Genomic DNA, 26,359 nt, shown 5'->3' with positions numbered 1-26,359 from the left:
TTCGGCAACGTGCGATAAGTTGAGTCTATTCCACTCAACCCTTGCCACGGTAGTCCGTCCGGACACTCCCCCGGCGCTCCCCCTTGCGAGTGAAGCGGTACGACGAACGGGCCGCCACCGGGGGCGGGGGCGCCATGCTGGCGTTCGCTTACGGGGAGGTGCAGCATGACGGCTATGGCACAAGAGCCAAGGCTTATGACGCCGGAAGAGACCCTCCTGGACTACTTCCTGACCCTGGAGACCCCGGAGGGGTTCCAGGCGGAATTCATCGAGGGGGAGATCGTCGTGTCACCGGCGCCGGACGGCGACCACGAGGACGCCATCGAGCTGATCGTCGCGCAGATGTACGACCACGCGAAGGTCCGCATGCAGTACTCGGGCAACAAGGGGCTGAAACTGCCCCGAGGCGGGTCGTGCCCGAAGAACTACGCCATTCCGGACGCCACCTTCGCCCCGCGGGAACGACGTCTCTTCCGTGGCGCACCGACGTGGATGCCCCCGGAAGGCGTCGCCATGGTCGCCGAGGTGACCAGCAGCAAGCCGGAACGCGACCGCGTCGCCAAGCGCCACTGCTACGCCCGCGCCGGCATCCCCCTCTACCTCCTCGTGGACCGCGACGAGAGCACGGTGACGCTCTTCGCCGAACCGGCGAAGGAGGACTACACGGAGGTGCACAGCGTCCCCTTCGGCAAGCCCCTCCCCCTCCCCGCCCCCTTCGACTTCGATCTCGACACCACCGACTTCCTCTGACTCCCGGGCCACTACCCTGGCGGCCATGGCCCACGACCTCCGCAACCTGCCGGACGCCTACGTCGCGTTCTGGCGCGAGCGCCATTTCCCGACCCTCACCACCCTCCGCCGGGACGGCAGCCCGCACGTCGTGCCGGTGGGTGCCACGTTCGACCCGGAGGCGTCCATAGCCCGGGTGATCACCCGCAAGCAGAGCGCCAAGGTCTCCAACGTCCTCGCGGCCGGCCCGGACGGCCTCCGCGTCGCGCTCTGCCAGGTCGCTCCGGGCGGGCTGTGGGCCACCCTGGAGGGCACGGCCGTCGTCCGCACGGAGCCGGACGCCGTCGCCGACGCGGTCGCCCGCTACGCGGAGCGCTACGAGCGGACCCCCGAGCCCAGCCCCGACCGCGTCCTGATCGAGATCACGGTGACGCGGGCCATGGGTTCGGTGCGGCTCGTATGAGAGAACCTCGTATGAAAGAACGCGGAGAACGCGGAAGCGGCGCGGCGAGCCGCGGAGGAGCGGAACCCGAGTGACGCCCCGGACCCCGCTGCCTAGGATGCCGCGCATGATCCCCGTGCGCTGCGAACCGGTCACCGTGGACACCTACGAGGCGGTCATCGCCCTGGACGTGGGGTCCGGCCAACGGGAGTTCGTCGCCCCCAACGTCCGCTCGCTGGCCGACGCCTGGGCGTACCCGGCGGCCGATCCGCTCGCCCTGCTGCACGGCTCCGATCTGATCGGGTTCGCCCTGCTGCACCCGTCCGAGGACACCCCCGGGACCGTCTCGCTCTCCCGTTACATGATCGACCAGCGCTTCCAGGGGCAGCGGCTCGGCCACGCCGGTCTGGCCGCCGTCCTCGACCGCGCCCGCGCGGCGGGGCACACCCGGATGCGCCTCAGCGTCGTACCGGGCAACCACGTCGCCTTCCGGCTCTACCGGGCGGCCGGCTTCGGCGAGACGGGCGACCTGGACGACGGCGAGATCGTCCTCGCCCGCGACCTCACGCCGGACGACGCGACGTCCCGCCGGCCCTCCGCCTGACGGCCGACGAAGCCGTCCTCCAGGAACAGCCCGCCGCCGCCGTCCCGACATGGACGGCGAGGGGACGGGCGTCGGCTGCCCTCGGCGACGAAGCCACCCCGCCGCCCCCGGCTCGGAAGACTCCCGTCCACCCGCCTCACGCGGCCCGTCGCACCTCCCGCTCTGCCAGCTCCGCCACCGTCCGCACCAACCGCCCCACCCAGCCCTCGCGGATCCCTTCGCGCCAGGCGACAGCCGTCTCGTACGGCTTCGCGTCGGGAACCGGCCGGTGGACCACGTCGCCCCGGGGGTGCAGTTCCGCCAAGGACTCCGGAATCAGGGCCACCGCCTGGCCCAGCGCCACGGCTTCCATGAGCTGCGAGCTGTCGCGGACAACCGGACCGGGCACGCCGGGCTCCGACCAGTAGGCCCGTTCCGCACCGCTCAGGCCCGGGCAGTTCGGCATGGGCAGGTCTTCCAGATCGGCACAGCTCAGCGCGGCGCGGGCGGCCAGCGGATGGCCCGCGGGGAGCACGGCCACCCGGGGTTCGGAGAACAGCGGCTCGTACTCGATCCCGTGCCGGTCGAAGGGGGTCCCGAGCAGCGCCACGTCCGCGCGTCCGTCCCGGACCATGGCCGCCTGCTCGCCGTAGCCGCTGAGGGTGACCCGTACGTCCGGGGCACCGGGCAGGGCCCGGTAGGCGGTGACCACGCGGCGCAGCAGGTGCGTCGCCACGCCGGCCTTGGCCGTGAGGACGAGCGACGGCACGGCCGCACCGGCGCGGCGCGTCCGACGGGCGGCGGCCTCGACCGCGTCGAGAGCACGGACCGCCTCCTCCGCCAGGGCGATGCCCGCCGGCGTCAGCTCCATCCGCCGATTGCCGCGCTCGAAGAGCCGTACGCCCAGCCGCCGTTCGAGTTGGGCGATGGCGCGGGAGAGTGGCGGCTGTGACATCCCCAGGCGCCGCGCCGCCCGCGAGAAGTTGAGCTCCTGGACCACGGCCCGGAAGTACCGCAGCTCCCGCACCTCGATGTCGACCATACCCGCACGGTATAGCACGAGGCCGAACCGGACTTTCCCCAAACGCCCCTCGCGCTGGTGAAGTTGAGGCATCGGGCGTCGAAGCCCGAAGAACGAAGCCCGAAGCCCGAAGCCCGAAGCCGAAGGTCGAAGGCGGAAAGCCGAAAGTCGAAGGAGACTACTCATGCGACACCGCGGTGAAGTCGCGCTGGTGACCGGTGCGAACAAGGGGATCGGCCGCGAGATCGCCCGTCGGCTGGCGGCCGAGGGAATGACCGTGTACGCCGGGTCCCGCGACCCGGACCGCGGCGCGCTGGCCGTGGCCGCACTGAACACCGGGGACTCGGACGTCCGTTTCGTCCAGCTCGACGTGACCGATGCCGAGCAGGCGCGGGCAGCGGCGCGCCGGATCGACGAGGAACACGGGAAGCTGGACGTCCTCGTCAACAACGCCGGAACCGTGGGCACTTGGGGCGCCGCCGTCGACGACGTCACCGCCGACGACGTCCGGGACACCTTCGAGGTGAACGTCCTCGGCGTGATCAACGTGACGCACGCGTGCATCCCGCTGCTCCTCCGCTCCTCGACGGGCCGGATCGTGAACCTCTCCAGCCCGCTGGGTTCGCTGACCGCGCTGAGCGACCCGGACCATCCCATCGCCGGGGCCGGCCTGGTCGGGTACAGCGCGTCCAAGGCCGCGCTCAACGCGGTCACCCTGCTGTACGCCAACCATCTGCGAGCCGCGGGCATCCGCGTCAACGCGGCCAACCCCGGCCTCGTCGCCACCGACCTCAACCGCGACTCCCCGCGGAACCGCGGCAACCGGACCCCCGAACAGGGCGCGGACGTCCCGGTGGCCCTGGCACTGCTGGACGCCGACGGCCCGACCGGCACCTTCCGCGGCGGCGACGGCACGTCGGCGGAGGACACCGTGCCCTGGTGACACCCCCCGGGGGGCTCCCCCTCCCCCCTCCCCCACCCCACCCCGCCCTCCCCCCGAAATGAGAGATCCCATGCCCTCCCCCGACACCACCCCCGAGTTCACCAAGCGCATCGCCCAGGAGTTCTTCTCCCTCGCCTTCAACGACAAGCGTCCGGACGAGGCCGCCGCCCGGTACCTCGGCCCCTTCTACATCCAGCACAACCCCAGCGCCCCTGACGGACCGGAGGCGTTCGTCAGCGCCATCTCCCACTTCGTCGGGCAGTTCCCGGAGCTGACCATGGAGTTCAAACGGGTGGTCGCCGAGGGCGACCTCGTCGTCCTGCACAGCCACATGCGGACATCACCGGAGGACCGGGGCAGTGCCGTGATGGACATCGTCCGCTTCGAGGGCGGCCGGATCGTCGAGCACTGGGACGTCGTCCAGGCGATCCCGGAAACCGCCGCGAACGACAACTCCATGTTCTGAGCCGGGGGCCGGCGAAGGACCCCGGCCGAGCAGTCCGGCCGACGGCCCTGTCCTCGACCGGCCGGCCCGCCGAACCGCCCACCTCCCCGTGCCGCCCGGCCGTACGGCCGTACGCCTACGAGGCGAGCCCCCATCCCACCGAGCTGCCCTCCAGCACCCGGCCGACCGTCCGCACCAGCGACCCCGGCCGGTGGAACACTCAACAGAAGAGGCCCGCCCCCTCATCGGGGGCGGGCCTCTCGAACGACGAACGGACCGGTGATCAACACTAGTTGATCACCGATCAGCGATCCCGCTTCGGCGGATGCCAGACGACCAGCGCGCTCGTCTGCTGCATCTCCTGGTACGGGACCAGGTCCCGCCGGTACGACGCGTGCACCGCCGCCTCGCGCTGCTGCATCGCCGCGGCGGCGCCGTCGACGACCGCCTGGAGCTCGGCGACCCGGGCCGACAGCGCGGCGACCTGGTTCTCCAGTTCGATGATGCGCTTGATGCCGGCCAGGTTGATGCCCTCGTCCTGCGACAACTGCTGCACCTGGCGGAGCAGTTCGATGTCGCGGGCCGAGTAGCGGCGGCCGCGCCCGGCCGTGCGGTCGGGCGAGACCAGGCCGAGGCGGTCGTACTGGCGCAGGGTCTGCGGGTGCAGGCCCGAGAGCTGAGCCGCGACCGAGATGACGTACACGGGCGACTCATCGGTCAGCTCGTACGGCTGAGCGGGTTCGAAGCGCCGACGGGTGCGGCCGTCGCCGTTCATCGCGGTCACTCTCCCTTCGCCGCCCGGAACAGCTCCGCGCGCGGGTCCTCACCCGCCGTGGCGTCGCGGAAGGTCTCCAGGGCGTCCCTGGCCTTGTCGTCGAGATCCTTGGGAACCACGACCTCCACGGTGACCAGCAGGTCGCCGCGGGTGCCGTCCTTGCGCACCGCGCCCTTGCCGCGGGCCCGCATGGTGCGCCCGTTGGGCGTGCCCGGCGGGATTCGCAGGGTGACCGGCGGTCCGCCGAGTGTGGGCACCTTCACCTCGCCGCCGAGCGCCGCCTCCGGGAAGGTGACGGGCACGGTGACGGTGAGGTTGTCGCCCTTGCGTCCGAAGACCGGGTGGGAGCCGACGTGCACCACGACGTACAGGTCGCCGTTGGGTCCGCCGCGCTCGCCCGGCGCTCCCTTGCCGCGCAGCCGGATCCGCTGGCCGTCGGAGACGCCCGCCGGGATCCGGACCTGCATGGTGCGGGAGGACGTGGCCCGGCCGCTGCCCTTGCAGACGTCGCAGGGGTTCTCGGGGATCAGCCCGCGGCCCTTGCAGTCCGGGCAGGGGTCGGTCAGCGAGAAGCCGCCGCCGGAGCCGCGCGACACCTGGCCGGTGCCCACGCAGGTCGGGCAGACCCGCGGGGTGCCGGCCTTGTCACCGGTGCCGGAGCACGCCTTGCAGGCCGCCGAGGAGGACATCCGCAGCGGGACCGTGGCCCCGTCCACCGCCTCGGTGAAGCTGAGCGTCACCTCGGACTCGATGTCCTGGCCGCGGCGCGGCTGGGTGCGCGTGGTGCCGCCGCCGCGGTTGAAGAGGCCGCCGAAGACGTCGCCCAGCCCGCCGCCGAAGCCGCCGGCCCCCGCCCCGCCCTGGGCGCCCCCGAAGAGGTCGCCCAGGTCGAAGTTGAAGGAGCCGCCGGCACCCGGGCCGGCCCGGCCCCCCTGACCGAAGACGGCGCCGTTGCCGAACAGCGCCCGCGCCTCGTCGTACTCCTTGCGGCGCTTGGGATCGGCGAGGACGTCGTACGCCTCGGAGATCTCCTTGAACCGCTCCTCGGCCGAGGCGTCGCCCTTGTTGGCGTCCGGGTGGTACTCGCGGGCGAGCTTCCGGTACGCCTTCTTGATGTCGGCCTCGGCCGCGTCCTTGGGCACGCCGAGGACCTTGTAGTAGTCCTTCTCCACGAAGTCCTTGGTGCTCATCCCCGGCGTCCCTCCTCCCGGTGCGTGCGGTCAGTGCCGTGCTTCATCGCGTCAGCCCTCGTCCGGGCCACCGCTCTCCTCGTCCGACTCGCCCTCGGCCTTGCCCTGGGCGCCCGGCTGCGGCTCGGCGACGGCGACCCGCGCGGGGCGGATCGTGCGCTCGCCGATGCGATACCCCGGCTGCAGGATCTGCACGCACGTCGTCTCGGTGACGTCCGGCGCGTAGCTGTGCATCAGGGCTTCGTGGACCAGCGGGTCGAAGGGCTCGCCCTCCTTGCCGAACTGCTGGAGGCCCATCTTCGCCACGACCGTCTCCAGGGACTCGGCGACGGACTTGAAGCCGCCGACGAGCTCGCCGTGGTCACGGGCGCGGCCGATGTCGTCGAGCGTGGGGAGCAGTTCGGACAGGAGGTTCGCGACGGCGACCTCCTTGACCTGCACCCGGTCGCGCTCGACGCGCCGGCGGTAGTTCTGGTACTCCGCCTGGAGCCGCTGGAGGTCCGCGGTGCGCTCGTTGAGCGCGGCCTGGGCCTGGTCCAGCTGCGCCTGGAGGCCTACCTCGACCAGTTCCTCCCCGGCCGGGGCCGGGCCCGCCTTGTCGGCGGGACCGGCGCCCTTCTCGTCGGCCGAGTCGTCGGAGGGAGTGCCTTCAGGCTTTTCGTCGAAGCCCGGGGTCTCCTCCGTCACGCCGACGCACCGCCCTTCGGCTTGTCCTCGTCCACGATCTCGGCGTCGACGACGTCGTCGTCGGCCTTGGCCTGCTGGCCCGCACCGGCACCGGCGGCACCCTCGGCGCCCGGGGCGCCCTGGGCGGCCTGCGCGTCGGCGTACATGGCCTGGCCGAGCTTCTGGCTGACGGCGGCGACCTTCTCGGACGCGGTGCGGATCTCGGCGGTGTCCTCGCCCTTGAGCTTCTCCTTCAGCTCGGTGAGGGCGGTCTCGACCTCGGTCTTGACCTCGCCGGGGACCTTGTCCTCGTTGTCCTTGAGGAACTTCTCCGTCTGGTAGACGAGCTGCTCGGCCTGGTTGCGGGTCTCGGCGGCCTCGCGGCGCTTGTGGTCCTCCTCCGCGTACTTCTCGGCCTCCTCGCGCATCCGGTCGACCTCGTCCTTCGGCAGCGAGGAGCCGCCGGTGACGGTCATCTTCTGCTCCTTGCCGGTGCCGAGGTCCTTCGCGGCCACGTGCATGATGCCGTTGGCGTCGATGTCGAAGGTGACCTCGATCTGCGGGACGCCGCGCGGCGCCGGGGGCAGACCGGTCAGCTCGAACATGCCGAGCTTCTTGTTGTACGCCGCGATCTCGCGCTCGCCCTGGTAGACCTGGATCTGCACGGACGGCTGGTTGTCCTCGGCCGTCGTGAAGATCTCGGAGCGCTTGGTCGGGATCGTGGTGTTGCGCTCGATCAGCTTGGTCATGATGCCGCCCTTGGTCTCGATGCCGAGGGACAGCGGGGTGACGTCGAGCAGCAGGACGTCCTTGACCTCGCCCTTGAGGACACCGGCCTGGAGCGAGGCGCCGATGGCGACGACCTCGTCCGGGTTGACGCCCTTGTTGGCCTCGCGGCCGCCGGTCAGCTCCTTGACGAGCTCGGCGACGGCGGGCATCCGGGTGGAGCCGCCGACCAGGACCACGTGGTCGATCTCGGAGAGGGCGATGCCCGCGTCCTTGATGACGTTGTGGAACGGGGTCTTGCAGCGCTCCAGGAGGTCCGCGGTGAGCTGCTGGAACTGGGCGCGGGTGAGCTTCTCGTCCAGGTGCAGCGGGCCCTCGGCGGAGGCCGTGATGTAGGGCAGGTTGATCGTGGTCTCGGTGGACGAGGACAGCTCGATCTTGGCCTTCTCGGCGGCCTCGCGGAGGCGCTGGAGGGCCATCTTGTCCTTGGACAGGTCGACGCCGTGGCCGTTCTGGAACTGCTTGACCAGGTAGTCGACGACGCGCTGGTCCCAGTCGTCACCACCGAGGTGGTTGTCGCCGTTGGTGGCCTTCACCTCGACGACGCCGTCGCCGATCTCCAGCAGCGAGACGTCGAAGGTGCCGCCACCGAGGTCGAAGACGAGAATGGTCTGGTCGTCCTTGTCGAGGCCGTAGGCCAGCGCGGCGGCCGTCGGCTCGTTGACGATGCGCAGGACGTTGAGGCCCGCGATCTCGCCGGCCTCCTTGGTGGCCTGGCGCTCGGAGTCGTTGAAGTACGCCGGGACGGTGATGACCGCGTCCGTGACCTTCTCGCCCAGGTACGCCTCGGCGTCCCGCTTCAGCTTCTGCAGGATGAAGGCGCTCATCTGCTGCGGGTTGAAGTCCTTGCCGTCCAGGTTGATCTTCCAGTCGGTGCCCATGTGGCGCTTGACCGACCGGACGGTCCTGTCGACGTTGGTGACGGCCTGGCGCTTGGCGACCTCGCCGACCAGCACCTCGCCGTTCTTCGCGAAGGCGACGACGGACGGCGTGGTCCTGGCGCCCTCGGCGTTGGTGATGACGGTGGGCTCACCGCCCTCGAGAACACTGACGACGGAGTTCGTCGTACCCAGGTCGATGCCGACCGCACGTGCCATGTCGATTCCTCCAGCTGACTTGAGTGGAACAGACTCAAGGGTGCAACACGGATGGCGGACTGTCAACGGAGCTGAGTCGGGCCGACTCAAGTCTTATGCGGGCCTTATCCGCAAGGCGGTGCCCGGAGCAGGGGTCCCGCAGGCCGGAGCAGGCCCGCGCGACGCAGATCACCGGCGCTGCGGGTATATCGCGGGCGCGAGAGTGAGTAGTCTCGTACGGACTGGATAAGTTACCGAGTAGTAATCCCGCTCTCGCAGGCCCGAGGAGCCTTCCATGCAACTCGCCGCGATCATTGTGTCGCTGGTCCTCATCGCGGTCGGTGTCGCGCTGTTCGGCCGTGCCATCCTCCAGATCTACCGCTTCGTACGGATCGGCCAGCCCGTCCCCGCCGGCACCCGCACCGACGACCCGGCAGGACGCACGGTCACGGTGGTCAAGGAGTTCCTCGGCCACACCCGGATGAACAAGTGGGGCGTCGTCGGCGTCGCGCACTGGTTCGTGGCAGTGGGCTTCTTCTCCCTGCTGCTGACGATCGTCAACGCCATCGGCCAGCTCTTCCAGGCCGACTGGCTCCTGCCGGTCATCGGCGACTGGGCGCCGTACAACGTCTTCGTCGAGTTCCTCGGCACGATGACCGCGCTCGGCATCCTGACGCTCATCGTCATCCGGCAGCTGAACCGTCCGGACAAGCCGGGCCGCAAGTCCCGCTTCGCCGGCTCCAACACGGGCCAGGCGTACTTCGTCGAGTCCGTCATCCTCATCGTCGGCGTCTGCATCTTCATGCTGCACGCGCTCGAGGGCGCCCAGCACCACGTGGACGGCTACGAGGCGTCGTTCTTCCTCTCGTACCCCGTCGTCTCGTGGCTGGAGGGGATGGACGTCTCCACGCTCCAGAACCTCACCTACTTCTTCGCGGGCCTGAAGATCGCGACGTCCTTCATCTGGATGATCACGGTCTCCCTGAAGACGGACATGGGCGTGGCCTGGCACCGCTTCCTGGCCTTCCCGAACATCTGGTTCAAGCGTGAGGCGAGCGGCGACGTCGCCCTGGGCGCGCTGCAGCCGATGACCAGCGGCGGCAAGCCGATCGACTTCGAGGACCCGGGCGAGGACGACGTCTTCGGCGTCTCCAAGGTCGAGGAGTTCTCCTGGAAGGGCATCCTCGACTTCTCCACCTGCACCGAGTGCGGCCGCTGCCAGTCGCAGTGCCCCGCCTGGAACACCGGCAAGCCGCTCTCCCCCAAGCTGCTCATCATGTCGCTGCGCGACCACGCGCACGCCAAGGCGCCGTACCTGCTGGCGGGCGGCGGCAAGAGCATGGAGGGCGAGGAGAAGGCGACCGAGGAGCAGCTGAAGGACGTTCCGGCCGCCGCCCTGGCCGAGGCCGAGCGCCCGCTGATCGGGACGCTGGAGGAGAACGGCGTCATCGACCCGGACGTCCTGTGGTCCTGCACCACCTGCGGTGCGTGCGTCGAGCAGTGCCCGGTGGACATCGAGCACGTCGACCACATCGTCGACATGCGCCGCTACCAGGTGATGATCGAGTCCTCGTTCCCGTCCGAGGCGGGCACGATGCTCAAGAACCTGGAGAAGAAGGGCAACCCCTGGGGCCTCGCCAAGAAGCAGCGCCTGGCGTGGACCAAGGAGGTCGACTTCGAGGTCCCGGTCGTCGGCAAGGACATCGAGGACCTGACCGAGGTCGACTACCTGTACTGGGTCGGCTGCGCCGGCGCCCTCGAGGACCGCGCCAAGAAGACCACCAAGGCGTTCGCGGAGCTGCTGCACATGGCCGGCGTGAAGTTCGCCATCATGGGCGGCGACGAGGCGTGCACCGGTGACTCCGCGCGCCGACTGGGCAACGAGTTCCTCTTCCAGCAGCTCGGCCAGCAGAACGTCGAGATGCTCAACATGGCCTTCGGTGAGGACGCGGAGGAGGGCGTCAAGGTCGAGAAGTCCAAGAAGAAGATCGTCGCGACCTGCCCGCACTGCTTCAACACGATCGCCAACGAGTACCCGCAGCTGGGCGGCGAGTACGAGGTCATCCACCACACGCAGCTGCTCCAGCACCTCGTGGACGAGGGGAAGCTGGTCCCCGTCACCCCGGTCGAGGGCCTGATCACCTACCACGACCCGTGCTACCTGGGCCGCCACAACAAGGTCTACACGCCGCCGCGCGAGATCATCGCCAAGGTGCCGGGTCTGCGGAACGAGGAGATGCACCGCCACAAGGAGCGCGGCTTCTGCTGCGGCGCCGGCGGCGCGCGCATGTGGATGGAGGAGCGCATCGGCAAGCGCATCAACAACGAGCGCGTGGACGAGGCGCTGTCCCTCAACCCGGACATCGTCTCCACCGCCTGCCCCTTCTGCCTCGTCATGCTGACCGACTCGGTCAACGGCAAGAAGAACGACGGCAAGGCCAAGGAGTCCATCCAGGTCGTGGACGTCGCCCAGCTGCTGCTGGAGTCGGTGAAGACGCCGGTGGAGCCGGGGGGCGACGGCGAGACGGCCGCCGCGCCGGAACCGGACCCGGAGCCGGTGAAGTAGCGCCGGTCGTACGGTGACGACGGCCGGGCCCCGCGGACTTCGCGGGGCCCGGCCGTCGTCAGTGGGGCGTGGGACGATGACTCCGTCAGCGCTCGCCCGGACCGAGCAGGAGATAGCCATGGACTACGCCCGCATGCGCGCCATCGCCGACGAGCTGTCCGCCCTGCCCGACGCGGGCAAGGTCGAGATCTCGGACGGCACCATCGTCATGATGATGAGCCCGTCCGGCACACACGAGCTCGTGGCCATGCGGCTGCGCCGGCAGCTCGACCGGCAGCTTCCGGACGATCTCGTGGCCCACACCGGCGGAGACGTGGAGGACCCGGAGCTCGGCATCCTCCGTCGGCCGGACCTCGTCGTCCTGCCCGAGCCGGCCATGGACACGCCCGGCCCGTTCCGCCCCAGGGACCTGGAGCTCGCCGCCGAAGTCGTCTCCCCGTCCAACCATGCGAACGACTACGCGCAGAAGGCGCGCGACTATCCGGCCCTGGGCATCCCCCTCTACCTGCTGATCGACCCGCGGACGGGCACCGTGACGGTCATGTCCGATCCCGGGCCGGGATCCGACGGGCAGCGGTGCTACCGCGGTCGTCACGAGTACGCGTTCGGGGAGAAGGTTCCCGTGGGCGAGTGGACCGTCGACACCTCCGAGTTTCCGCGTTACCACTCGTAACGCGTGCCACTCCCTTGATCTCAACCTCGGTCGAGGTTCTAGCGTCAGGCTCATGACGACGCATCAGCCCATCGGCCCGCGCCCCGCCGACCCGAACGTCCCCGACGACTTCGCCGCGCTCGCCGCCCAGCCCATCGGCTACTGGAGCGGCGTGGCCCACGACGCCGTCATCCGGCACATCCGCGACGGGATGGCCGGTGTCGACATCACCCAGCCCCAGTGGTGGATCCTCAACCAGGTCGCGGGCGCCGGCCCCGCCGGACGGACCCGCGACGAGCTCGTGGCACGGCTCGCCGGCACGATCGGCGTCGCGCCGGAGGAGATCGCACGGGCGGCCGACAGCCTCCTCGCCCGCGGCTGGCTGACGGCCGACGAGCAGGGTGCGCTCCGGCTGACGGACGCCGGGCGGGCCGCCAAGGCCCGTGCCAAGGAGCTGGTCGACCGGATGCGGGCGGAGATCCACGAGGGCGTCACGGACGAGGAGTACGTGGGGGCGCTGCGGGTGCTCCGGCGGATGATCGACAACGTCGCGGCGGCACGCGGCGCGGCGTGAGCGGAGTGGGATCGGAGGCGGCTGCTCCGGAACCGCCTCGATAGCCGCCGTCTTCCGAGTACGCGTACTCAGGACACGGCCGCACCCGGACAGGAACACTCGTTCCCATGACCGTTCACCCGCGCCTCCGCCGCCTCGCACCGCCCCTCACGGCCCTGCTCTGCGCGGCCGGCGCCCTCACCGCGTGCGGCGGCGAGAGCACGGACGACGCGGCGGGCGTGCCCGGTCCGGCGTCCCCTCCGGCCGCCTCGGCACCGCCGACGCCTCCCGCGGCCGCCCCGACGACGGAACCCCCGGCTCCGGCCGTTCCCGGGGACGGCGTTCCCAGAGACGGCGTCCCCGGCGACGGCCCGCCGCACTACGCCGAGAACCACGCCTACCGGGCCACCGCCCCGCTCTCCGCCGCGCAGCGGCACGAGGGCGACGCCCAGGCGGCCCGCGTCCGGGGCGCCCTGGAGAGGCTGCGGACGGCGAGGACCACCGGGCCGCGGGCCGTCGGTCCGGCGCTGCGGGACCTCGGCTACCGGCCGGACGCCCTGACCCTCACCCCACTCGGCGAGGGGACCGCCTACACGGTCGCCCTCCCCGAGGTCTGCGTGGAGGGAACCGTCGACCGGTCGCGGGTCCGGGCGGATGTCCACGGCCACTACGTGGAGGGCGGCGGCGATGGCTGCACGGAACCGCGCGGCGGGCACTGAACGGACGCCCGGAGTCCACCCGGCGCGACGCTTCCAGGTTCCGCCCCAACCCGTCCCACACCCGTACCGCAGCCCCGTAAACCGCTCCTTCCCCTACTTCTCCCGGGCCTCTCCCCTAGGGGATGTCACAGCTCAGCAGCAAGGAAGCCCCTGCGCCCCCACCCCCGCACCACCGCTCCCCGGGAGCGGGTACGTTCGAAGGCGTGGCTGGATTCAGGATGGGACGCGGACGGGACTCGGAAGAGGGCAACGCCGCACGACAAGCAGGACACCCCGGGCAGCAGGCCCCATACGGGGCCCCGTACGGCGGTCCGGGCGGCGGTGCCCCCTACGGGCCCGGCCCGGCCGGCGCGCCCGGCGGGGCGCCCGGACACGCCCCCGGCGCCGCCGGCGGCGGCTGGGACGGGCGGCAGTGGCAGGGCGGACCGGCCGCCGGCGGGGACGAGCCGGAGTACTTCGGCGGTGAGCCCACGCACCACCGGCCCCCGCAGGGCCCGGGGCCGTCCTACGGCGGGCAACAGACCTACGGGGGACCGGCCTACGGCGGGCACGCCGGCCCCGGCGGGCACGGCGGGCACGGCGGGCACGGCGGGCACGGCGGGCACGGCGGGCACGGCGGGCACGGCGGGCACGGCGGGCACGGCGGGCACGGCGGGCACGGCGGACACGGCACCCCGGGCGGCCACCCCTACCCGGGGCAGGGCCAGAACCAGGGCCAGGGCCAGGGCCAGGGCCACGGTCAGGGCCACCGCCCCCCGCAGCCGTACCCGCAGCAGGGCAGCACCCAGCAGTTCGGCCTCGGGGAGGCCCCGGACGCGTACCCGCCCCAGGGCGGCAACGCCCCCTACGGGGACGGCTCCTACGACGGCGGATACGACGACGGGCACGGCGAGGGCGGGTACCGCGACGACGGCTACGGCGACGCCCAGACGTACAACGGCCCCCCGCCCGGCCCCAAGCTGCACTGGAAGGACCTGCTGACCGGCCTGGTGCTGCGCCCGTCCGCCACCTTCTGGCGGATGCGCGACCACCCGATGTGGGTCCCCGCGCTGCTCGTCACCTTCATCTACGGCCTGCTCGCGGTCTTCGGTTTCGACAAGGCCCGCTCGGACGTGCTCAACGCGACGTTCGCCAACAGCATCCCGCTGGTCCTGATCGCCGGTGTGATCGTCCTCGTCTCCGGGCTGATCCTCGGTGCGGTGACCCACACCCTGGCCCGGCAGCTGGGCGGCGACGGGCTGTGGCAGCCGACCATCGGCCTGTCCATGCTCATCATGTCGATCACGGACGCCCCGCGGCTGCTCCTCGCGGTGTTCCTGGGCGGCGACAACCCGGTCGTACAGCTCCTCGGCTGGGCCACCTGGCTGCTGGCCGGCTACCTCTTCACCTCGATGGTGAGCAAGTCGCACGACCTGCCCTGGCCGAAGGCGCTGGGCGCGTCGGCGATCCAGCTGGTCGCCCTGCTCTCGATCATCAAGCTGGGCACGCTGTAACCACGCCGCCCGGTACGGCGCGAAGGCCCCGGCTCCTCGCACAGGAGCCGGGGCCTTCGCGCCGTACCGGGCCGTCAGATCACGCGTCGAGGACCTGGCCCTCGCGCCGCACCACCGGCGGCTCGACGCTCCACGGGAAGTTGATCCACTCGTCGGTGCGCTTCCAGACGTACTCGCACTTCACCAGCGAGTGCGACTTCTCGTAGATCACCGCGCTGCGGACCTCGGCGACGTGCTCCAGGCAGAAGTCGTGGACGAGCTTGAGCGTCTTGCCGGTGTCCGCGACGTCGTCCGCGATCAGGACCTTCTTGTTGGAGAAGTCGATCGCGTTCGGGACGGGCGACAGCATGACCGGCATCTCGAGCGTCGACCCCACGCCGGTGTAGAACTCGACGTTCACCAGGTGGATGTTCTTGCAGTCCAGCGCGTAGGCGAGGCCGCCGGCGACGAAGACGCCGCCGCGCGCGATGGACAGGATGATGTCGGGCTCGTAGCCGTCGTCCGCGACGGTCTGGGCCAGCTCCCGGATGGCCTGCCCGAAGATCGGGTAGGTCAGGTTCTCGCGGATGTCACTCACTTGCTCTTCGCCCTGTTCCCTGGTCGTCGGACCTGCGCGACCGCGCGGTCAGACCTGCGTGCGATGGAAATTCTGGAAGGACCGCGACGGCGTCGGACCGCGCTGGCCCTGGTAGCGGGAACCGTGCTTCGCGGACCCGTACGGGTGCTCGACCGGCGACGTCAGCCGGAACATGCACAGCTGCCCGATCTTCATGCCCGGCCAGAGCTTGATCGGGAGCGTCGCCATGTTCGACAGCTCCAGCGTCACATGGCCGGAGAACCCCGGGTCGATGAAACCCGCGGTCGAGTGCGTCAGCAGGCCGAGCCGGCCCAGGCTGGACTTGCCCTCCAGCCGCGAGGCGATGTCCCCGGGCAGCGTGATGACCTCGTACGTCGAGGCCAGCACGAACTCGCCGGGGTGCAGGATGAACGCCTCGTCCCCCTCCGGCACCACCTCACGGGTGAGGTCCGCCTGCTCCACGGCGGGGTCGATGTGCGGGTACCGGTGGTTCTCGAACACCCGGAAGTAGCGGTCGAGGCGCACATCGATACTCGACGGCTGCACCATCGATGCGTCGTACGGATCGATCCGCACCCGGCCGGCGTCGATCTCGGTCCGGATGTCCTTGTCTGAGAGAAGCACGGGTCGAGGATACGCGGAGAAGAAGGACGACGCGGGCCCGGTCCTGACCGGACCGGGCCCGCGTTGCCGCTCACCGCGCGGCGATCACCGCTTCTGCTGCCCCACCGGCACCGAGTGCCGCAGCCGCGCGCAGCGCGGACAGCGCAGCAGACGGCCGGGACCGATCCGGCCGGGACCGAGGTTCTGCATCGGGAACGAAGCGGTGCTGAACACGTGCCCCTCGGCACAACGGACGACGGTGCGCTCCATCGAGTCCCTTTCCCCATGGACGTGAAAGACAAAAGCCACATTAGGGGATGTATGGGACGCACTCGTACGCGGCACTCCCACCACCCCCAGGGCCGACCACCGCGCCCCACGGTACGCCCCAACTCCCGCACCCCACGCCCCCGTCCCCACCCCTTCCACACCACCCCCGCAAACGAAAAAGCCCCCTGCGGCACGTGCGCCGAGGGGCTCGAATGGGGTAGAGTGTGCGACGATGCGACGCCCTGACGGGGCGTCCTCGCGGGCGTAGTTTAATGGTAGAACATGAGCTTCCCAAGCTCAGAGCGCGAGTTCGATTCTCGTCGCCCGCTCTTGAAGGAAGGCCCAGGTCAGTGACCTGGGCCTTCGTCGTTGTCTAGACCGGCTCAGTCGCCATGTGCCAGATCCATGCCAGAACCTTGATCACCCGGCCGGTCCTGAGCCTTCCGCCGCTCATCCCGGACCCGGGCGTCGATGCCAGCCGCTACCTCGCGCTGCCGTTCGTGGTTGGAGTGCTGGTAGATCATCGCTGCCTTCTCCGAAGACTGGCCGGCGCGGACCATGGTGTCCTTGAGCGTCGCTCCGGACTGGGTCGACAGCGTGTGCCCGGTGTGTCGGAGGTCGTAGAAGCGGAAGTCGTCCGGCAATCCCACCGCCGCGCGCGCCCTGCGCCACTTCCGCCCGAACGTGGACCTCCGGAACGGCTTGCCGCGTTCGCCTACGAACAGCAGTCCCTCAGGGGCCTTCTCCGTGTACCAGGCGAGGTGCCTTCGCACCTCCTTCTCCAGGAACGCGGGCAGTGTGATGAACCGCTTGCCTGCTGTGGACTTCGTGTCGCCCGGAGCCCGCCGCCCCGTGGTCAACTCGGGCTCGGCCGTGCGCACCCACACCCCCAAGGGCTCCATCACCACGTCCGGCCGCCGCATCGCCGCCTGTTCCTCCGGGCGGGCAGGCCCGTAAGCGGCGAGGTAGACCATCAGGCGCCATCGCGGCCCGACCGCGTCGGCAAGTGCGTCGACCTGGGCCACGGTGGCCACCGATCGCTCCTTCGCCGACTCCTTGCCCGCCCCCTTGATCCGGCAGGGGTTCCGGCGGATCAGCTCGTCGTCGACCGCCGTCTCCAGGATGGCCTTGAGCAGCCGGTACGACTTGGCCACGGTCGTGGAACCGGTCGCTGCCTTGCGCTCGGCCCGCCAAGTCCTCACAACCGGCGCGACGATCTCGTCGAGGTCCAGCTCGCCGAAGGTGGGCAGGATGTGCAACCGCAAGAGCCGACGGTACAGCTCGTCTGTGGTGGCAGCGAGCTCCCGTTCGTCCACCCACTTCCGCGCGTAATCCTCGAAATTGACCTTCCCGGCTTCGGGATCTGTCCAAGCACCCCGACGGATCGAGACCTGTTGCTCGGCCAACCAGTCGTCAGCGTCGCCCATGGTCTCGAACGTCTGCGGAGCGGGACGCATCACACCGTCGGGCCCCGGATAACGGGCTTGGAACCGCCCGGACGGCAGCTTCCGGATCGCCCCGAACCTGCGCCGCTTTCCCTTGTTGTTGGGCATCAGGCAGCCCTCCCGTAGCGCGGCCGGCGGCGCACGGGCTGGACGGTATTGCTCTCGATGAACGCCGTCAGGGCGCTCTCCGGGATACGGACGTGCTTGCCGACCTTGACGAAGGTCACCCGCCGCTCGGCGATCAGACGGCGCGGGAACCGCTCGGTCGTGCCAAGCCATTCGGCTACCTCTGCAACAGTCAGCAGGCGTTCCGCCACCTTGTAGCTCTCCTTCCGCTCTTGTGCTGTGACACTGTGACTGCTGTGACTCGTCATGCCTGTCCCCCATCCGCCGACGGCACGGCGTAGCCGCCGGCGTCTCGGATCAGTTGGACGTCGTTGGCCATCCGCGAGCAGGTTTGTCGGACGAGGGCGGGGTCGAGGCCGGTGCCCTCGGCGATCTGCTTCGGTTTGGCGCCGGGGTGGTCGCGGACGTAGCGGAGGACGGTGGCGCGAGTGTCGCCGATGGTGTGGGCTGCGGCGGGGCCTTCGAGGAGTTGCCAGGCGCCGGCCTCGGCGTGGAAGCGGAGGGCGTACTCGGCTTCGTCGACGTCGCGGCCGGTGACGTGGAGGACGCCGTCGGCCTGGCCGCGGGAGCGCTTGAGGACGAGGGTGGCGTCGGCGGCGCCGGCCAGGCCGTTGGTGCCGGAGACCTCGGCGAGGAAGTCGTCGGAGCCGGCCTTGCGGACGTGGTGGACCAGGACCATGGCGATGCCGTAGTGGTCCGCGATCCGCTTGGCGTGGCCGACCGCGGCGTAATCGGCGTCGTAGGCGGAGGTGCCCGGGGCGGACGGGCCGCGCATTTTCGCGAAGACGTCCACGATCACCATCCGGGCGTCGGGGTTGCGCTCCACCCACTGGGCGATGGCCTCGTTGCCGCCCTGCGGGAGCGGCGGGCAGGAGGTGGCCAGCGTCAGCGCGGCCGGCGCCGGCTCGCCGCCGAGGATCTTCCGCATGCGCGTCTGGAGCCGGCGCGGGGTGTCCTCCAGGGCGAGGTAGAGCACCGGGCCGCCCTCCACCGGGACCGTGTCCATCGCCTGGCCGCCGGCGGCGACGGAGAGGGCCAGGCCCAGGGACAGCCAGGACTTGCCGACCTTCGGCGGACCGGCGAGGAGGTTCACGCCCTCGGAGATGATCCCTGGCACCGCCCAGCGCGGCTCGGGGAACTCTGCCGCCATCAGCTCGTCCGCCGTCCAGGCGGTGCGGATGCGCTGCTGGGCGGGTTGGAGGGGCTGCGGCTCCGCGTGGGTGGTGGAGTAGAGGTGCGGCAGGGGCTCGGTCATGCCGCCCTCCTCGCCACGGTTCGCGGACGGCGGGCGCCGGCCTTCAGGCCCGAGGCGATCGTGCGCCGGGCCTCGCGGTCGCCCTGGCCGACGCGGAGCGCGGCCGCCGCCAGCCACTCGGTCACGTCGGCGGCGCTCAGTTCTCCCCCGGCGACGAGCTGCCCGAGGGCGACGGCCGCGAGGTAGAGGGTGTTGTTGTGGCCGTGTGCCGGGGAGTTGGCGACCTTGGCCAGCTCCCCATTCACGGCCGCCTTGAGGTAGCCGCTGCGGCGGTCGAAGCCGAGCGACACGGTCACCGGCTTCTGCGGGGGGAGGGTCGCCGGTCGGAGGAGGTCGAGCAGCCAGTGCGGCAGCGGGGCCGGGTCGATGTCGACGACGCGGGTGTACGGCTTGCCGTTGACGGTGCTGCCGGCGCCGACGACGCAGCCGCCTGCCGCCCGGGTGTCGATCTTCCATCCAAGCGCGCCCGCGGTGTTGCGCAGCTCGACGCTCTGCGGTGCGGCGAAGTAGAGGTGGGTTCCGCCGCCGGCCGTCCGGACGGTGTGGGTGTCGGCGGGGAACGGCTGCCCGTGCTCTGCCGCGAGATGGGACAGCGCGTCCGCGCCGGTGGTCACCTTCGGCGGCGTTCCGGCGGGCGGAAGGTCCTGGCCGTGCTTGGGCACGTCCAGGTCGATCACGACCAGCTTCGACGGGCCGGTGGCGATGCCGACGTTGAAGGGGGACGCGGTCCAGCAGCGGGAGATGCGCGTGACATCGGTCGTCGCGCGCCGCTCCCACGCTCGCACCGCCGGGCACTTGCCGCCGTGCCGGATCGGGAAGACCCTCCAGCCGCGCTCGGCCGCCGCAAGAGCGGCGTCCAGCAGCGGACGAGAGCTGTTCTGAGGCATGCTGGTGACACCTCCTGTGTCTTGGTTGGGATGGGAGGCCGGGGCAGCGGGCGTCCTTGACCCGTCGACCGCTGCCCCGGGATTCGCAGACCTACGAACGGCTCCAGGCCAGGTAGGCGCGGCGGACGTGCTCGCGGTGGTCGTCCGCGGTGACCAGTTCGAAGCCCCTCGGGCTCAGCCCCTCGTGCGTGGCGTCGTAGCGCACCAGCTGGAGCGCCGCGTCGGCGGCGGCCTCGATCGCCGGCGCCGCCACCTCCGGGGCGTAGCTCGCCGCCTCCTTGAGCGCGATGCGGTCGAACACGGCGGCCTTGCGGAGCCAGAACTCACGGTCCGGCTGCGAGCCCCGCTGCCTCGCCACCCAGCCGATCTCGGCGATGATGCTGGGGGCCTCCGCGTACGCCGTGGCGGGGTCGGGGGTGGGCGCTTCCGGGGTGGTCACCAGGTCTCCTCGTCGTCCCTGCTCGTGGTCATCAAGGCGAAGTGGAGGGCGCTCTCGGCCTGCTCGCCGAAGGCGTATGCGGCGTCGGCCAGGTGCACCGTGAACTCGTCGGCCGCACAGTGACGTTCCGCACGAGCCGCGTCCGCCTCGTCCTGGCGCTGGAGGAGCACGCGGCGCAGCCCGACGAGTCGGGGGCCGCCGTTCCACCCACCCAGGAGGCCGGTCGGGTTGGGCAGCCCAGTGGCCGGCAGCACGTACTGGCCTTCCTCGCGCCGCAGTTCGGCGTGGTACGGGCGTTCGCCCCGGAGTACGGCCAGCGCCGCCGCAGCCGCACCATGGGCGTAGGCGAGGGCAGTGTTCTCATACATCCGCTTCGTGCGGTTCTCCAGCTGTCGGTAGACATTGGCCAGCTCACACACAGCCGCTTCGTGCGGGCGGAAGAAGGGCGCCCCGGGGACGTTCAGCTCACCGTCGACGGGGAGCAAGCGGTGCGGGTCGACGCTCCAGGCGGCGACGCGGGCCGCGTCGTTGGCCATGCGCAGTTCCCTAGCCGCCGCGCCGAGGGCGAAGACGCTTTCGGTCAGGCTCTGGAACCAGGCAACAGCAGGCTTGGTCACGAAAAGTCCTCCCTGCTCGTTCGGGCCGGTCTGTCCGGTCCTCCGCACGGCCTCACCTCCGGTGAAGGGGAGTTGAGGCCGCACGGGGGGGGCCGTCAGCGGAGGGCGTACCGGCGGGTGTCGCCCTCGCCGGCCGCGTCCAGCAGGGCGCGGAGGTCGCCGCCGACCGCGGCGAGGCGGTGCTCGATCGCCTGCCAGGACTCGGGATCGATGGCCATCAGGGCGGCGATGGCGACCGGCCCCTTACCGCGTTCGAGGGCGCTGAGGACGTCGCGGAGTTCCGCGGCGGCCATCAGGGAGATGCGGGGGACGGTGGTCCGGCACTCGCACATGGTCGTCTCCTTGTGGGTTGGTCGGTCACTTGCCGAAGTCGCGGACCGCGCCGCTCAGGGCGGTCATGATCTGGTCGATGGAGCCGGCCGCGCCGGTCCGGGAGAGGTAGAAGCCGAAGAGGACGGCCACCACGGCGGCGCCGATGCCCAGGGCCTTGAAGCGGAGGAGCAGGGCCAGGAGCACGCCGAACAGCGCGAGAGCGGAGATCGACACGAACACGGTGGGCTCCTTCGGGGTCAGCGGGTGCCGTCGCGGTGGACCCGCGAGGCGAGGTTGTAGAGGTGGCGACCGACGCGGACGCGCTTGCCGTGGCCGCGGCAGCGGCGGCAGTCGCGACCGCGCGAGATCCGGCCGCGGCGGTTCTTCCGGACCTGAAAGCCGAAGCCGTGGCACTTCCGGCAGGTGCCGAGGGGGCTGACGGCGCAGAGCACGGCGTAGCACAGCGTGATGAGGAGCAGGGCGGGTATAGCGGAGAGGGCGGAGCTCATCAGGGGCCTCCCGGGCCGGTTCACGGACGTGCTCGGGGAGGGCCGCTAACCGCTAGCGGCCAGGTCACAGCGGGTTCTGGGTGCTAGCGGGGCCGCTAACGTTAGCGGGGTGCGCTGCTAGCGCCGGCGGCCCCGGCGGTCATCCCGCTTCCTGCCTTCCGTCACGGTCGGCGACGGTTTCGGCGATGTCGGCCCGGACGATGCCGCGCCGGTTGACGACCTTGCCGTTGAGGCGCCGGCCGATCTGGACGGTCTCGATCCCGAAGGGCTTGAGCGCGGCGGTCAGTTGCTCGGCGGCCCAGCCGACGTAGACGTCGGGTCGCAGCTCCTCCAGGCGGCCGACGACCGTCTCGTTCCAGACCTTCGGCTCGTTCGCGGGGACGACGGCGAGGATGTCGCGGAGCAGGTCGAACGAGGCGACGGCTTCGGCGACGGGGTCCGCGCCGAGGGCGTGGCCGGTGAGGGTGCCCGCCGCCTCCCGCAGCGCGTACGCGCGGGCCACCACCGCGTCGGCCGTCGGGGCGTCGATGTTCGCCGCGCCGACGATCCGGGCGTCGGCGCCTTCGCCGACGAAGTAGTGGATGCCCTTGTCACCCCACGCGAACATCGTCGCCCGGACGCCCCGCTTGTACGCGGAGGTACCCAGCACCATGTCGTTCTCCAACTGCCCCATGACCTTGAGGCACCACCGGTTGGAGGCGTTCGCTGAGATCCCGGTGGGCAGGGACCGCGCGTCGGGCCGCTGGGTGGCGAGGAGGAGGGTGATCCCGAGCGCGGGCCCCCGCTTCACCAGGTCCGTGCAGATCTCCTCGAACTCCTTGCCGTGCTTGGGGTGCTCGAACCACACCTGGCACTCGTCCGCGCCGATCACGATCGGGTGCAGGCCCAGGGACTTGTTGTCGGCCAGCTCGCTGGTGACCTTGGACTCGGGGCAGAGGTCGCGCGGCAGGTTGCGGATCACCTTCGCCCGGCGGCGCAGTTCCTCCCGGACGCCGCGGAGCACGGCCAGGGCGTAGTCGATGTCCTCGTCTTCGTCGCCGGCGCGGTAGCTGTGGGCGACGCGCTCCAGCGGGCCGAGGTCGCCGGTGCCCTTGAGGTCGAAGGCGTGCAGGGTGGCGCGCGGGTCCAGGGCGGCGACGAGCATGAGCAGCCGGAGGAGGAACGTCTTGCCCATGCGCGGGATGGCGCCGATGATCCCCGAGATGTACATCAGGGTGACGTCGACCCAACGTCCGCGCTGGTCCGTGCCGTAGGGAGCCGGCTTGAACAGGTCGACGGCGCCGCCCTTCAGCAGCGGCCACGCCGGCTTCTTGGCCTTCGACATGTCCTGGTCGCCGACCCACAGCACGAGCCGGCCGGTGTGCTCCTCCGGAACGGCTTCGGGCCAGACGCAGCCGAGCGGCCGGCGGAGACCGGACGCGAGCCGGTCGCGGCGGTCGATCACGTCCGTGACGGTCACGCCGTACGGCAAGTCGCCCTCGGCCCGCCAGCCGGGGCCGTCCCGTGTGATGGGGGCCGTGAAGACGAAGCCGTCCTGTCCCTTGCTCTGCGCCTGGCCGATGGCCGAGATGCCCAGAGCGCCGAGGGCCCGCAGCACGATGTCACTGGTGAGCTTCTGCGTCTTCGGCGTCTCCACGGCGCGGGTGATCACCGGGGCGTCCGCCGGGGTGCCGAAGTGGCCGAGCGCCAGCGCCAAGGCACCGAGGGAAACGGCCTGGAGCCAGCCGGGGGCCAGCACGTACAAGGCCAGCGCGGCCCCCAGGCCGACGAGCGAGGCCAGGACGGCGACGAGCGTCCGCAGCCGCACCCGGCCGTCCCGCTGCCGGCAGAGCTTGAGGTACTCGCCGACGTCCTCCCGCCGCACCGCGGCGAGCCGGACCGGCTCCCCTTCAGCGTCGGACACCCACCGCATCGCCCCGCCGACGAAGCGGGCGGCGCCGCGCGGTGCCTGCAGGGTGAGGCGCGCGGCGTACACCGGGGAGCGCCAGAGGTGGTACGCGGCGACGTGGCCGTAGTGGCCGGCGGCCCAGGTCGCGGCGGTCTTCAGCTCCGCCCGGTCGCGCATCCACGACGGGACGATCGGGCGGCGCTTGGCGCCGGTGATCCGTGCCATGAAGCCGGAAGCCGCCGGGGCCGGACCGTCGACCATGACCGTGGTGTCGGGGTCCTGCGTGACCGCCTGTGAGCGGGCGGCGCGGACGTCGTTGAGGTGGTGCACCGTTCCTTCGTCGCCGGTGCGCTGGTCTCGACCGTCGTCCTTCTCGTGTTGCACTGCCAGTCCTTCCTTGTGGGGCCCGGCGCAGCCCGTCAAAGGGCATGGCCGGACCCGGATTTCCGCGTGCAGGAGGGGATCAGGAGTCGGCCGCGTCGGGCAGGGCTTCCCCCTGGCCGTTCACCAGGGCGAGCTGCCCGGCCCCCGGCCGCCGCCCGCGCTCGGTGTCGAGCTTCACGAAAACGCCGTGTACGTAGCTGGGCGCGCGGGTGGCCCGCTTCGCCGTCTCGCGGACGCTGAGGCCGGCGGCCCAACCGTTCTCGATGACCGCTTGAGCGTCGGCGGTGCTCAACTTCGCGGTCGGCTCGTCTCCCGCGGGGCCCTCGGGGCGTTCAGGTGAACGGTCCGAGCCGTTCACCCCCTGATCAGCGGAGACTTCCGTGGTTCGGGGCAGATGCGGGTACCCCTGCCGGCGGATCGCTTCCGTCGCCTGGCGCATCTGGTCGCGCACCTGGGCGGCCAGGGCCGACGCGGCGGGGTCCGGCGCGGAGTCGGCCCACGGCGAAGGGAGTTCGACGGTGGCCAGCCCCGCCGCGTGCCGCCGGGCGGCGAGCTGTTCGAGCAGCCGGCGCCGTTGCCCGGCGTCAACGCCCACGGACGCCCGCGCCACCGCCACCGCTAGCCGCCGGTTGAGCCGTCGGCCGCGCCGCGTCGCGCGCTTTTCCGGTGCCGTGTCGGCCAGGCGGGCGGCGAGTGCGACCGCCCGCGCGGTGGCCCGGTCGCGGGTGATCTGCGCCGCGTCGCGGTTCCGCTCGGCGACGCCGAGGTGCGAGAGGAGCCGTTCCCGCAGTTCCTTGCCCAGCACCGCGACAAGACCGTGGGACTTCGCTTCCGGCCGGCGGTGGCGGAGCTCGATACCCATCGCCAGGTGCCACAGCATCGCGGCCATGACCGGACCGACGAAGGCCCGTACGGTCCCGCCGACCGCGCCGGATTCGGCGTACGCCGGGATGACCTGCACTCCGGTGATCACCCAGACGAGCAGTCCGGGGGCACCGGGCGCTCCGGTAGGCCCGTTCAGATTCTGCCGGGCCATGAGCGCGGTGGCGAAGAGGGCGAGCTCCGCGGCCGCAAACATCGCCGCCCGCTCGGTCGCGCTCCCCATGTCAAGGTAGTCGGCGGCGAACCGCCAGCTGGTGTCGGCGCTGTAGGCCGTACAGCCGGCTGCGGCCAGCGCGGCCACGACCACGGCGGCCGAACCGCGCTTCCGGCCGGCTCGCCGACCGCGCAGCCCCCGCCACATCAGCCAGACGGCCGGGACGACGGCCGCGGAGCCGGCGGCGGGAGCCCAGGAGGGCAGGGACGCGATCATCACGCCGCCCTCTTGGCCCAGCTCGGCCACGCGTCGATCTTCACCCTCCACAGCGCGGTGCTGTTGAGGTGGGCGGCGTACAAGGCGTCCTCCGCCGCGACCTCGTCCGTCTCACCCAGCTCCAGGAGTTCCGTGAGGACGGACTCGGCCACCGCCAGGCGGGCCGCCCGCTCCTCGGCGGTCTCGCCCGGGACGCCGTGGAAAAGCTCCCTGAAGCCCGCCGGGGACGGCCGGCTCCCGGAGAACGCCCGGCCTTGTACCCGTAAAACCTCGTTGACCTGCTGGTCTTCTACGTACGAACGCATCGTCTCTCCTGCGCCGTCGGTGGGATGGAGAGCCGGGCGGTGAGCCTCCGTTGACCCGTCGATCACCGCGCCGGCCCGAGTTGGGCTGTCAGACGCGGAACCGCCGGGGCCGCACGAGGCGGAGCACGAACCCGTAGAGGTACGACACGGCCATGTAGCCGCCGAGGCTCGTCAGGCCGACGACGAGCCAGTCCGCGCCGAGCCTGTGGGCGGTGTTGCCGCCGAGGTACGCGACGAGCAGGGCGAGGACGAAGGCGGTCACGGCCCCCACGGCCCGCCTGGTCGTCATCGGCTCGGACCGGCGGGCCACCATTTCGACGTCCTTCGGCTCGACGAGCCGGACGCCGCCGGTGACCTGCAGGGCCACGAGGTTGCCGGTCGGCTGGGCGGCGATGCCGGACACCGTGCCGAGCGTCTTGCTGTCGCGGTCACGGACGACGTCACCGATCGCGAGCTTGATCGCGCGCTTCATCTGGGTCCCCCCATGGGATCAGAGGCCGGAAACCGGAGGGCGGTACGTGCCGCACCGGTGCGGTTCCACCGCGGCTCGCCGGCAGGAACACCGGGGAGACGCGCCCCTCCGGCACCGCCTCCGCTGGTGACGGCCCCGAAGGGGATCACTCGTCGCCCTGATGCGCGAGCCGCGACGCAGCCGTCACCAAGGCGGAGCAACTCATAAGGAGATCTTGAGGAGAACTCCTCTTTATGAGTTGCGTTGACTATGGCGGACGGCCACTGACTCGTCAAGACCTCTTGATGACTCGTATGCTGAGGGCCATCGCACGACGGGA

Annotated in this window: 31 protein-coding genes and 1 tRNA gene; 11 read left to right on the top strand and 21 right to left on the bottom strand. The window is 71.2% G+C overall.

The genetic code is table 11. From position 1 onward, the window contains the following. Positions 1–165 precede the first annotated feature (165 nt). From K7I03_RS17085 to K7I03_RS17075, 3 genes are all read left to right on the top strand, one after another. Positions 166–750 (top strand): Uma2 family endonuclease, encoded by a 585-nt coding sequence (locus K7I03_RS17085; RefSeq protein WP_185944360.1) that lies wholly within the window; start codon positions 166–168, stop codon positions 748–750. Positions 751–775: 25 nt separating this feature from the next. Continuing rightward, entirely contained in the window at positions 776–1,192 is a 417-nt protein-coding gene (locus K7I03_RS17080) for a pyridoxamine 5'-phosphate oxidase family protein (RefSeq protein WP_185944359.1), read from the top strand. Between the two features lie 106 nt (positions 1,193–1,298). Next, positions 1,299–1,775 (top strand): GNAT family N-acetyltransferase, encoded by a 477-nt coding sequence (locus K7I03_RS17075; RefSeq protein WP_185944358.1) that lies wholly within the window; start codon positions 1,299–1,301, stop codon positions 1,773–1,775. 136 nt (positions 1,776–1,911) lie between these two features. Here the strand turns inward: K7I03_RS17075 and K7I03_RS17070 are convergent, their stop codons facing one another. Beyond that, positions 1,912–2,787: a LysR family transcriptional regulator gene (locus K7I03_RS17070; protein WP_398858533.1), complete on the bottom strand. Its 876-nt coding sequence runs from the start codon at positions 2,785–2,787 to the stop codon at positions 1,912–1,914. Positions 2,788–2,959: 172 nt separating this feature from the next. Between K7I03_RS17070 and K7I03_RS17065 the strand changes: the two genes are divergently transcribed. Then, positions 2,960–3,718 (top strand): SDR family NAD(P)-dependent oxidoreductase, encoded by a 759-nt coding sequence (locus K7I03_RS17065; protein ID WP_185944356.1) that lies wholly within the window; start codon positions 2,960–2,962, stop codon positions 3,716–3,718. Positions 3,719–3,788: 70 nt separating this feature from the next. Further along, a complete protein-coding gene (locus K7I03_RS17060) occupies positions 3,789–4,184 on the top strand; it encodes a nuclear transport factor 2 family protein (RefSeq protein WP_185944355.1) in 396 nt (131 codons plus the stop codon). Between the two features lie 283 nt (positions 4,185–4,467). Here K7I03_RS17060 and K7I03_RS17055 read toward each other — a convergent pair whose 3' ends face one another. The 4 genes from K7I03_RS17055 to dnaK are packed head-to-tail and all read right to left on the bottom strand — an operon-like array spanning position 4,468 to position 8,677. After that, positions 4,468–4,938, bottom strand: a complete 471-nt coding sequence (locus tag K7I03_RS17055) for a heat shock protein transcriptional repressor HspR (protein ID WP_185944354.1) — start codon at positions 4,936–4,938, stop codon at positions 4,468–4,470. A 5-nt stretch (positions 4,939–4,943) separates the two neighbouring features. After that, entirely contained in the window at positions 4,944–6,128 is a 1,185-nt protein-coding gene (gene dnaJ, locus K7I03_RS17050) for a molecular chaperone DnaJ (RefSeq protein ID WP_185944353.1), read from the bottom strand. Positions 6,129–6,179: 51 nt separating this feature from the next. Then, entirely contained in the window at positions 6,180–6,815 is a 636-nt protein-coding gene (gene grpE / locus K7I03_RS17045; protein WP_004945730.1) for a nucleotide exchange factor GrpE, read from the bottom strand. Continuing rightward, entirely contained in the window at positions 6,812–8,677 is a 1,866-nt protein-coding gene (dnaK, locus tag K7I03_RS17040; RefSeq protein WP_185944352.1) for a molecular chaperone DnaK, read from the bottom strand. Before dnaK ends, grpE begins: the two co-directional genes overlap by 4 nt. 274 nt (positions 8,678–8,951) lie before the next feature. On the opposite strand from dnaK, the gene K7I03_RS17035 reads away from it, so the two are divergent. From K7I03_RS17035 to K7I03_RS17015, 5 genes are all read left to right on the top strand, one after another. Then, positions 8,952–11,222: a (Fe-S)-binding protein gene (locus tag K7I03_RS17035; protein WP_185944351.1), complete on the top strand. Its 2,271-nt coding sequence runs from the start codon at positions 8,952–8,954 to the stop codon at positions 11,220–11,222. A gap of 76 nt (positions 11,223–11,298) precedes the next feature. Beyond that, entirely contained in the window at positions 11,299–11,895 is a 597-nt protein-coding gene (locus tag K7I03_RS17030; RefSeq protein WP_224347088.1) for a Uma2 family endonuclease, read from the top strand. Positions 11,896–11,947: 52 nt separating this feature from the next. Continuing rightward, positions 11,948–12,448 carry a MarR family winged helix-turn-helix transcriptional regulator gene (locus tag K7I03_RS17025; protein WP_185944350.1) on the top strand — a complete coding sequence of 167 codons (501 nt, stop codon included), beginning with the start codon at positions 11,948–11,950 and terminating at the stop codon, positions 12,446–12,448. Between the two features lie 107 nt (positions 12,449–12,555). Next, the gene (locus K7I03_RS17020) at positions 12,556–13,146 is read left to right on the top strand and encodes a hypothetical protein (protein ID WP_185944349.1); all 591 of its coding nucleotides are present in this window, start codon (positions 12,556–12,558) and stop codon (positions 13,144–13,146) included. Between the two features lie 203 nt (positions 13,147–13,349). Beyond that, positions 13,350–14,639, top strand: coding sequence for a Yip1 family protein (locus K7I03_RS17015; protein WP_224347087.1), 1,290 nt, complete (start codon positions 13,350–13,352; stop codon positions 14,637–14,639). 79 nt (positions 14,640–14,718) lie between these two features. Here the strand turns inward: K7I03_RS17015 and K7I03_RS17010 are convergent, their stop codons facing one another. From K7I03_RS17010 to K7I03_RS17000, 3 genes are all read right to left on the bottom strand, one after another. After that, a complete protein-coding gene (locus K7I03_RS17010; RefSeq protein ID WP_185944345.1) occupies positions 14,719–15,216 on the bottom strand; it encodes a phosphoribosyltransferase in 498 nt (165 codons plus the stop codon). A gap of 48 nt (positions 15,217–15,264) precedes the next feature. Then, a complete protein-coding gene (dcd, locus tag K7I03_RS17005) occupies positions 15,265–15,840 on the bottom strand; it encodes a dCTP deaminase (RefSeq protein WP_004947512.1) in 576 nt (191 codons plus the stop codon). Between the two features lie 84 nt (positions 15,841–15,924). After that, positions 15,925–16,089 (bottom strand): hypothetical protein, encoded by a 165-nt coding sequence (locus tag K7I03_RS17000; protein ID WP_004947509.1) that lies wholly within the window; start codon positions 16,087–16,089, stop codon positions 15,925–15,927. Between the two features lie 258 nt (positions 16,090–16,347). Here K7I03_RS17000 and K7I03_RS16995 point away from each other — a divergent pair. Beyond that, positions 16,348–16,418 (top strand) — tRNA-Gly (locus tag K7I03_RS16995). Positions 16,419–16,472: 54 nt separating this feature from the next. Here K7I03_RS16995 and K7I03_RS16990 read toward each other — a convergent pair. The 13 genes from K7I03_RS16990 to K7I03_RS16930 all read right to left on the bottom strand — a co-directional run bounded on the left by K7I03_RS16990 (position 16,473) and on the right by K7I03_RS16930 (position 26,040). Beyond that, positions 16,473–17,642, bottom strand: a complete 1,170-nt coding sequence (locus K7I03_RS16990; protein ID WP_185944344.1) for a tyrosine-type recombinase/integrase — start codon at positions 17,640–17,642, stop codon at positions 16,473–16,475. Next, positions 17,642–17,851: an excisionase family DNA-binding protein gene (locus K7I03_RS16985; protein WP_185944343.1), complete on the bottom strand. Its 210-nt coding sequence runs from the start codon at positions 17,849–17,851 to the stop codon at positions 17,642–17,644. The genes K7I03_RS16990 and K7I03_RS16985 overlap by 1 nt, the downstream gene beginning before the upstream one ends. A gap of 53 nt (positions 17,852–17,904) precedes the next feature. Beyond that, positions 17,905–18,915 carry an AAA family ATPase gene (locus tag K7I03_RS16980; RefSeq protein WP_185944342.1) on the bottom strand — a complete coding sequence of 337 codons (1,011 nt, stop codon included), beginning with the start codon at positions 18,913–18,915 and terminating at the stop codon, positions 17,905–17,907. After that, the gene (locus K7I03_RS16975) at positions 18,912–19,802 is read right to left on the bottom strand and encodes a bifunctional DNA primase/polymerase (protein WP_185944341.1); all 891 of its coding nucleotides are present in this window, start codon (positions 19,800–19,802) and stop codon (positions 18,912–18,914) included. The genes K7I03_RS16980 and K7I03_RS16975 overlap by 4 nt, the downstream gene beginning before the upstream one ends. A 91-nt stretch (positions 19,803–19,893) precedes the next feature. Beyond that, complete coding sequence (locus K7I03_RS16970; protein ID WP_185944340.1) at positions 19,894–20,241, bottom strand: hypothetical protein; 348 nt, start codon at positions 20,239–20,241, stop codon at positions 19,894–19,896. After that, positions 20,238–20,858 carry a hypothetical protein gene (locus K7I03_RS16965; protein ID WP_185944339.1) on the bottom strand — a complete coding sequence of 207 codons (621 nt, stop codon included), beginning with the start codon at positions 20,856–20,858 and terminating at the stop codon, positions 20,238–20,240. The genes K7I03_RS16970 and K7I03_RS16965 overlap by 4 nt, the downstream gene beginning before the upstream one ends. A 95-nt stretch (positions 20,859–20,953) precedes the next feature. After that, positions 20,954–21,190 carry a hypothetical protein gene (locus K7I03_RS16960; protein ID WP_185944338.1) on the bottom strand — a complete coding sequence of 79 codons (237 nt, stop codon included), beginning with the start codon at positions 21,188–21,190 and terminating at the stop codon, positions 20,954–20,956. Between the two features lie 25 nt (positions 21,191–21,215). Beyond that, positions 21,216–21,410 (bottom strand): hypothetical protein, encoded by a 195-nt coding sequence (locus K7I03_RS16955; RefSeq protein WP_185944337.1) that lies wholly within the window; start codon positions 21,408–21,410, stop codon positions 21,216–21,218. Positions 21,411–21,427: 17 nt separating this feature from the next. Continuing rightward, positions 21,428–21,679: a hypothetical protein gene (locus K7I03_RS16950; RefSeq protein WP_185944336.1), complete on the bottom strand. Its 252-nt coding sequence runs from the start codon at positions 21,677–21,679 to the stop codon at positions 21,428–21,430. A 139-nt stretch (positions 21,680–21,818) separates the two neighbouring features. Next, positions 21,819–23,951: a P-loop NTPase family protein gene (locus K7I03_RS16945; RefSeq protein ID WP_398857363.1), complete on the bottom strand. Its 2,133-nt coding sequence runs from the start codon at positions 23,949–23,951 to the stop codon at positions 21,819–21,821. 79 nt (positions 23,952–24,030) lie between these two features. Beyond that, positions 24,031–25,293 carry a hypothetical protein gene (locus K7I03_RS16940; RefSeq protein ID WP_398857361.1) on the bottom strand — a complete coding sequence of 421 codons (1,263 nt, stop codon included), beginning with the start codon at positions 25,291–25,293 and terminating at the stop codon, positions 24,031–24,033. Continuing rightward, positions 25,263–25,568 (bottom strand): hypothetical protein, encoded by a 306-nt coding sequence (locus K7I03_RS16935; RefSeq protein ID WP_185944335.1) that lies wholly within the window; start codon positions 25,566–25,568, stop codon positions 25,263–25,265. Before K7I03_RS16935 ends, K7I03_RS16940 begins: the two co-directional genes overlap by 31 nt. An 88-nt stretch (positions 25,569–25,656) precedes the next feature. Continuing rightward, complete coding sequence (locus K7I03_RS16930) at positions 25,657–26,040, bottom strand: hypothetical protein (RefSeq protein ID WP_185944334.1); 384 nt, start codon at positions 26,038–26,040, stop codon at positions 25,657–25,659. Positions 26,041–26,359: the final 319 nt, after the last annotated feature.

The organism is Streptomyces mobaraensis, assembly GCF_020099395.1.
GTDB lineage: Bacteria > Actinomycetota > Actinomycetes > Streptomycetales > Streptomycetaceae > Streptomyces.
The sequence above is the reverse complement of the archived record's forward strand: the minus strand, read 5'-3'. Positions and strand labels throughout refer to the sequence as shown.

Coding starts and splice junctions, on each gene's coding strand:
- K7I03_RS17085 (WP_185944360.1), top strand. CDS start 166: ATGACGGCTATGGCACAAGAGCCAAGGCTTATGACGCCGGAAGAGACC.
- K7I03_RS17080 (WP_185944359.1), top strand. CDS start 776: ATGGCCCACGACCTCCGCAACCTGCCGGACGCCTACGTCGCGTTCTGG.
- K7I03_RS17075 (WP_185944358.1), top strand. CDS start 1,299: ATGATCCCCGTGCGCTGCGAACCGGTCACCGTGGACACCTACGAGGCG.
- K7I03_RS17065 (WP_185944356.1), top strand. CDS start 2,960: ATGCGACACCGCGGTGAAGTCGCGCTGGTGACCGGTGCGAACAAGGGG.
- K7I03_RS17060 (WP_185944355.1), top strand. CDS start 3,789: ATGCCCTCCCCCGACACCACCCCCGAGTTCACCAAGCGCATCGCCCAG.
- K7I03_RS17055 (WP_185944354.1), bottom strand. CDS start 4,938: ATGAACGGCGACGGCCGCACCCGTCGGCGCTTCGAACCCGCTCAGCCG.
- dnaJ (WP_185944353.1), bottom strand. CDS start 6,128: ATGAGCACCAAGGACTTCGTGGAGAAGGACTACTACAAGGTCCTCGGC.
- dnaK (WP_185944352.1), bottom strand. CDS start 8,677: ATGGCACGTGCGGTCGGCATCGACCTGGGTACGACGAACTCCGTCGTC.
- K7I03_RS17035 (WP_185944351.1), top strand. CDS start 8,952: ATGCAACTCGCCGCGATCATTGTGTCGCTGGTCCTCATCGCGGTCGGT.
- K7I03_RS17030 (WP_224347088.1), top strand. CDS start 11,299: ATGACTCCGTCAGCGCTCGCCCGGACCGAGCAGGAGATAGCCATGGAC.
- K7I03_RS17025 (WP_185944350.1), top strand. CDS start 11,948: ATGACGACGCATCAGCCCATCGGCCCGCGCCCCGCCGACCCGAACGTC.
- K7I03_RS17020 (WP_185944349.1), top strand. CDS start 12,556: ATGACCGTTCACCCGCGCCTCCGCCGCCTCGCACCGCCCCTCACGGCC.
- K7I03_RS17000 (WP_004947509.1), bottom strand. CDS start 16,089: ATGGAGCGCACCGTCGTCCGTTGTGCCGAGGGGCACGTGTTCAGCACC.
- K7I03_RS16990 (WP_185944344.1), bottom strand. CDS start 17,642: ATGCCCAACAACAAGGGAAAGCGGCGCAGGTTCGGGGCGATCCGGAAG.
- K7I03_RS16980 (WP_185944342.1), bottom strand. CDS start 18,915: ATGACCGAGCCCCTGCCGCACCTCTACTCCACCACCCACGCGGAGCCG.
- K7I03_RS16975 (WP_185944341.1), bottom strand. CDS start 19,802: ATGCCTCAGAACAGCTCTCGTCCGCTGCTGGACGCCGCTCTTGCGGCG.
- K7I03_RS16960 (WP_185944338.1), bottom strand. CDS start 21,190: ATGTGCGAGTGCCGGACCACCGTCCCCCGCATCTCCCTGATGGCCGCC.
- K7I03_RS16950 (WP_185944336.1), bottom strand. CDS start 21,679: ATGAGCTCCGCCCTCTCCGCTATACCCGCCCTGCTCCTCATCACGCTG.
- K7I03_RS16935 (WP_185944335.1), bottom strand. CDS start 25,568: ATGCGTTCGTACGTAGAAGACCAGCAGGTCAACGAGGTTTTACGGGTA.
- K7I03_RS16930 (WP_185944334.1), bottom strand. CDS start 26,040: ATGAAGCGCGCGATCAAGCTCGCGATCGGTGACGTCGTCCGTGACCGC.